This is a genomic window from Synechococcus sp. R8-2, from assembly GCF_047461715.1.
Taxonomy (GTDB): Bacteria; Cyanobacteriota; Cyanobacteriia; order Thermostichales; family Thermostichaceae; genus Thermostichus.
This window is the reverse complement of sequence record NZ_JANSHQ010000381.1, coordinates 1-5155: the sequence shown is the minus strand read 5'-3', so window position 1 is coordinate 5155 and position 5155 is coordinate 1. Positions and strand designations below refer to the sequence as shown.

Genomic DNA, 5155 nt, shown 5'->3' with positions numbered 1-5155 from the left:
CGCGTTAGCGGTGCGGAGCACCATCAGGGTGCGGCAGAAAAGCAAGCTGCCCGGCAGGAGCTGGCTGTGGATTTTATTCGCCATGGCATAGCCGAGGAACCCCGGCCAGAAGTCGAGGATGCCTTTCGGGCCCTTACAGACGAAGGTCGCAAGCGTTGCCGCAAGGTTGCCCGCCAGCTCAAGAACATGGGCTGGAGGTGGGATCTCCTGCTCACCAGTCCCTTGGTGAGGGCTCGACAGACCGCTGAGATCTTTTTGGACGAGAACCTGGCCGAAGCTGTGGAGGTGTTTGAGCCGCTGGCTCCGGGGGGCAGTTTTGCTGACCTGGTGCGCTGGCAAGCAGAGCGGGAACCTCTGGCGTCTTTGGCTCTGGTCGGTCACCAGCCGGATCTGAGCCTGTGGGTGCAAACGGCCATTGGGCTGAACCCGGCCCATGCCGACGCGATCACCCTCAAAAAAGCGGGCCTAGCCCAAGTGCGCTTTGCCGAAGGCCGGATTGACTACCGCCAGGGATCCCTGACTTTGTTGCTCTCCCCCAAGGTGGTGCTGCGCTGAGAAGAAGCTGGCTCATCATGATAAACGCCCAACGAGTCGGCCAGAGGTTGTGCCCCTAGGTTCAGCGCTGAGAGGAGGTCAGCCGCTCTCCCAGCAATTGCACACAATAGGCCGCCAGCCCCAACCCCACCATGGCAAACATGAAGGCAATCAGGGAAACGGAACCGACCAGCAGGTAGCGCACCAGAATGCTGATTCCGCGGGCCAACGATCCAATCTCCACCTCAATTGGCGGCAACTTGGCCAACATCGAGAGCAGCAGTTGAAAGAACCCGTAGCCCAAACTGACGGCGATGGCGGCCCCCAAGAGGGCACTGAAAGGATGGGGGGATCCCTGGGGCGAGGCGGAAGACATGGGGCAGCACCGGAAAACTCACCTTTATTCTAGGCTGCAGGTACAATGTGGAAGTTTCTTTTCTTTCCGGCAAGCCTAGGGGTTATGGAGAGCGGATCGGGAGTGGGATCCCACTACGAAGTTTTGGGCGTTTCCGTGGCGGCGACGGCGGAGGAGATCAAGTCTGCCTACCGTCGTTTGGTCAAGTACCACCATCCCGATAGCCTGCTGGCCAAAAAAGATCGGGCCACCGCTGAGCGCATCCGCCAGATCAACGCTGCCTACGCGGTGCTCAAGGATCCCCAATCTCGCCGCGAATACGATCGGCAACTGCACTCCAGCCGCACCTCACCCCGCCCCCAGCCGACGGGATCCCCCCGTGAAACCGTCAGCCACGAAGCCATCGCCCGTGCAGCCTGGATCCGACAGGTCTACACCCCTCTAAACCGAGTGTTGGGGCCCTTGTTGTCTTCCCTAAAGCCTCAGTTGCATGCTTTGGCGGCGGATCCCTTTGATCCCGACCTGTTGGAGTCCTTCGCCACCTATTTGGAAGAGTGTAGCCAGAAACTGGCCCAAGCTCAGCAGATCTTTCGGCGCCTTCCCAATCCCAGCAGCCTGGGGGGAGTGGCTTCTCGCCTCTACTACGCCCTCAACCACCTAGAGGACGCTCTAGAGGAGCTGCAGTATTTCCCGCTGAACTGCGACGATCGCCACCTGCACACCGGACAAGAGCTGTTTCGCCGGGCAGGGGGGCTGCGCCTGGAAGCTATGGAAGCTTACGCCAAGAGTTCACCCTAGGCCAGAGCGGGATCCCCCTCTGGGCAGAGCGGGGCGAGGATCATAGGGGATGGGGATGTACTGTACAGAAGGACGGCCTATGGCGGCCTGTGGGTACAAGTCCATCAGGGCATAGATTTGGGGTGGCAACTCAGTAGAAATGGGCAGGCCCAACCTTTGGGCTTCTTCGGCAGTGATCGGGTAGTCGTGGGTAACTTGTCCACTGGTTAGGTACTGGATGAGGGGCTCGATGCGTTCGGGGGCAATTTTGCGCTTGGGCACATCGTCCTTCAGGAGATCCCGCACGAAGTTCTGTACCTGTTGCATCGCTTTGCGGGCCAGATCTGCCAGGATCAAGGTTTGGTCATCGATTTCGGCAATGGGTTTATCCGCCACCACCTGCAGAATACTGGCGGCAGCATACCCCCCCAACTGTGGATCCACCGGCCCCAGGACTGCATTGGCATCCATGACGATTTCGTCGGCGGCCAGGGCCAGCATCGTCCCCCCCGACATGGCGTAGTGGGGCACAAACACTGTCACTTTGGCCGGATGGCGGATCAAGGCGCGGGCAATTTGCTCCGTAGCCAGCACCAGGCCACCGGGGGTATGCAAAATCAAATCAATCGGGGTATTGGGTGGAGTGAGGCGAATCGCCCGCAATACCTGCTCGGAGTCCTCGATGCTGATGTAGCGGGAAACCGGGATCCCCAAAAAACTAATCGACTCCTGGCGGTGAATGAGCAGAATCACCCGGCTGCCCCGCTTTTGCTCCAACTCCCGAATGGCCATCAAGCGCCGGAACTCTTGGGCACGACGGTTCAGCAGAGGTTGCAAAGAGCTGAAGATCAGAAAAATCCAGAACAGGCTGCCCCAGTCCACTTTCACACCTCAAGTGGGATCCCTTTGACTCCAGCATAGGGGATCCAAAATCTTCGGCGATCCCTGAGCCTCATGAGTTGGGTTCAGACGCCGCAAAAAAGCGATCCAAAGCCTGCAGCAAATCCGGTACGGAAGCTTGGTCAATCCAAGATCGAATATAAGCCTGTTGCTCCGCCAAGTTTTCAATGCGGCCCAACTTTTGCATGGCCAAGTAGCGGGTTTCTGCCTCGGCGCGATTGGTTTGCAAGTCCAGCCGCTGCTCCGGGGTCAGCGGATACTCCGTTTGGGCCAGCAGGTAATCCGCCACCATCATGAACAGCAGAGGCCCCGCCAATTCCACCTGGGGCTCGGCTTCTGGCTCAGAATCAGCAACAGCGAGATCTTGGAGATCTTGAAAAAGATCCTGACCCAGTTGCAGCAGCTCCTCTGCTGAAGCCGCCCGCAGCACCGTCTCGGCAGCAGCCTGCAGCGGCTCTGGGGAAACCCTGTGGTGGATGGCCAATTCCGCCAGGGCCTGTTCCCATTGATCCCGTTGGGCTTGCACCACAGCCCGCTCTTCTGGAGAAAAGTCCAACCGCTCCAGCAACACCTGCAAAGCCACAGCCCCCACCAACAGGGGGGGGAAGCGCAGCACTGTAGAGGCGGATCCCGCCTGCTCCAAAAAGGCTTCCAAATCCGGGCCGGATCCCCTGTCCAGCAAGTCCTGCAAGTAGGCCAGCACCTCTTGGGGCGAGGTCAACCTGAGGATCCCTCGCACCTGTGCCCGCAAGTCTGCGGGGATCCCAAGGAGCTGCACCTGGACTTCGGCCCGCGCCTGCGCTTCTGCAATCAACTCCGGCAAATCTGCCGTTGCCCGACCGGCCTGCAACAAAACCTGGCTAGAGTCCTGCAACAGGCTGGCCGCTTCCACAAACAGCAGCACCTGCGGGACTTGCAGCGTTGGCCAAACCATGCTAGCCAAGCTGTGGATCCGCAGGGGATCCCTCCGATTCTGGATTGGCTGGCGCAGCGGGGTGAGCTGAAGTGGGCTTGTGCCAGTGCAGACCGATCAGAGCATCGTACAAAAAGCCCCAAAACTCTCCCTTCTCCCAGATCCCCAGCGTTTGCTGGCAGTTGCGCGCGTCCAGCTCAGGTTTGGCTGCCCAGTAGGCTGCTTGGTATTTGTACCAGGGAACAGAAGGCCAGAGATGGTGGATCAGGTGATAGTTTTGCCCCAACAGCAGAATGTTGGTCAGCCATCCGGGATAGACGCGGGCATTGTACCACCGCTCTTGGGATTGAAAAGGGCGATGGGGCAGGTAGTCAAAAAACAAGCCCAGCAAGAACCCCATGATAAAGGCAGGGGGTAGCCAATAGTTCATGATGTAGTCGGTGTAGCCGAAGTAGCTGGCCAGACCAAAGGTCAGGATAACCACCAGCCGACTCAAGCCCCACTCCAGCAGATCCCAGCGACCTTTCCGCCAGAGCTGCCGCTTAAAGAAAAACACCTCATGGTAGAAAAACCGCGGCGCGATCAGCCACAGCGGCCCCCCTGTCGAGACGTAGTGATCGGGATCGTCTTCAGGATGGTTGACGTGGGCGTGGTGCTGCATGTGTACCCGCTTAAAGACGGGATAGACAAAACCCTGCAACAGGGCAGAGCCGTGTCCGAGTGCCTCGTTCAGAAAGCGGTTGCGGTGGGCCGAGCCATGGGAAGCATCGTGAATCACCGTGCCCAGAACATAGAGGGCCACAAAATTGAGCCAGAACACCATCCATTTGGGCCAGTGCCAAAAGGCGTACCCGCCAAAGCAAGAGGCCGAAAGCACCACCGCAGCCAAAAACATCAGCAAGGTGGGATTCCAAAATTCCGAGGGTGGCCCCAACAGCTCACGAGGCAATGCGAAGGGTTTGTGGGCCGATTCAGCAGTAGCAGCAACAGTCATCGGCAGCCATCCTTAGGTGCGCACAGTGCAGACAGAGAGGATGGGTCGAGGCAGCGCGTCCCAGTCATCACACCGAAAAGAGATCGAAGAGATAAGTTTGTTAACTTTCGTTAGTATACGGCAGAGACCTGCCCAGCTTCTCAGCCCAAGCCTTATTTTCCTCACAACCCCAGCCATGGGGGCACCTTCCTCTCCTGGCCAAGGATTCCTGAAGGATCCCGGCAATAGCAAACCGTCCCTGAAGCCGGAGAAAAGCCGTAGTGTGAGGTTCTGTTGCAGCCTCTGTTGCAATTCATGTGTAGATCGCCAGGGGATCCCATCCGGGGTTCAGCAGGAGCGGTAATCTAAGGGTCGGTCAACCTGAGTTGAGGACGAAAACCATGATGCCTGTTGTCGCGCCGCTGGCTTTGACCGCTCAAACCAGCCCCTGGTCCCCCCTGAGCGCCGTGATCATTCTGCTCTGCACAGGGCTGGCTTACTTGAGCTTCAAATCCTCCTCTGGAGTGGCCTCAGAGACTGGACCGGTACTGGGAATGACCTGGCCAGAAGTCATTGGGGTTGCCAGCTTTGGCCATTTGTTGGGAGTGGGGGTCGTTTTGGGCCTCTCTAACATTGGCGTTCTTTAGGCTGACGCGAACGGAAGAGGGAACGCCTGGGGAAATAAGCACCGCTGTCGTGGAGG

7 protein-coding genes are annotated in these 5155 nt (G+C 58.6%); 3 read left to right on the top strand and 4 right to left on the bottom strand.

Annotation, left to right across the window (positions count from 1 at the left end; translation table 11 throughout):
• Nucleotides 1-555: phosphohistidine phosphatase SixA (gene sixA / locus NW819_RS09395; RefSeq protein ID WP_414413573.1), on the top strand; the 555-nt coding region annotated here is incomplete at its 5' end.
• A 61-nt stretch (nt 556-616) separates the two neighbouring features.
• On the opposite strand, the gene NW819_RS09390 is transcribed toward sixA, so the two are convergent.
• Entirely contained in the window at nt 617-910 is a 294-nt protein-coding gene (locus NW819_RS09390; RefSeq protein WP_414350285.1) for a DUF3082 domain-containing protein, read from the bottom strand.
• Nucleotides 911-994: 84 nt separating this feature from the next.
• On the opposite strand from NW819_RS09390, the gene NW819_RS09385 reads away from it, so the two are divergent.
• A complete protein-coding gene (locus NW819_RS09385; RefSeq protein WP_414413572.1) occupies nt 995-1687 on the top strand; it encodes a J domain-containing protein in 693 nt (230 codons plus the stop codon).
• Here the strand turns inward: NW819_RS09385 and NW819_RS09380 are convergent.
• The 3 genes from NW819_RS09380 to NW819_RS09370 form a co-directional block, all read right to left on the bottom strand.
• Nucleotides 1679-2554, bottom strand: coding sequence for an SDH family Clp fold serine proteinase (locus tag NW819_RS09380; RefSeq protein ID WP_414413571.1), 876 nt, complete (start codon nt 2552-2554; stop codon nt 1679-1681). The two genes, NW819_RS09385 and NW819_RS09380, sit on opposite strands and share 9 nt — an antisense overlap.
• 64 nt (nt 2555-2618) lie before the next feature.
• Nucleotides 2619-3500, bottom strand: coding sequence for a hypothetical protein (locus tag NW819_RS09375; protein WP_414413574.1), 882 nt, complete (start codon nt 3498-3500; stop codon nt 2619-2621).
• A gap of 1 nt (nt 3501) precedes the next feature.
• Nucleotides 3502-4473: a fatty acid desaturase gene (locus NW819_RS09370; RefSeq protein ID WP_414357492.1), complete on the bottom strand. Its 972-nt coding sequence runs from the start codon at nt 4471-4473 to the stop codon at nt 3502-3504.
• Between the two features lie 380 nt (nt 4474-4853).
• Between NW819_RS09370 and psaK the strand changes: the two genes are divergently transcribed.
• Nucleotides 4854-5099: a photosystem I reaction center subunit PsaK gene (psaK, locus tag NW819_RS09365; protein ID WP_414332568.1), complete on the top strand. Its 246-nt coding sequence runs from the start codon at nt 4854-4856 to the stop codon at nt 5097-5099.
• Nucleotides 5100-5155 lie beyond the last annotated feature (56 nt).

Excerpts from the sequence above, each read along its gene's own strand:
- NW819_RS09390 (WP_414350285.1), bottom strand. The coding sequence starts at position 910 with ATGTCTTCCGCCTCGCCCCAGGGATCCCCCCATCCTTTCAGTGCCCTC.
- NW819_RS09385 (WP_414413572.1), top strand. The coding sequence starts at position 995 with ATGGAGAGCGGATCGGGAGTGGGATCCCACTACGAAGTTTTGGGCGTT.
- NW819_RS09375 (WP_414413574.1), bottom strand. The coding sequence starts at position 3,500 with ATGGTTTGGCCAACGCTGCAAGTCCCGCAGGTGCTGCTGTTTGTGGAA.
- NW819_RS09370 (WP_414357492.1), bottom strand. The coding sequence starts at position 4,473 with ATGACTGTTGCTGCTACTGCTGAATCGGCCCACAAACCCTTCGCATTG.
- psaK (WP_414332568.1), top strand. The coding sequence starts at position 4,854 with ATGATGCCTGTTGTCGCGCCGCTGGCTTTGACCGCTCAAACCAGCCCC.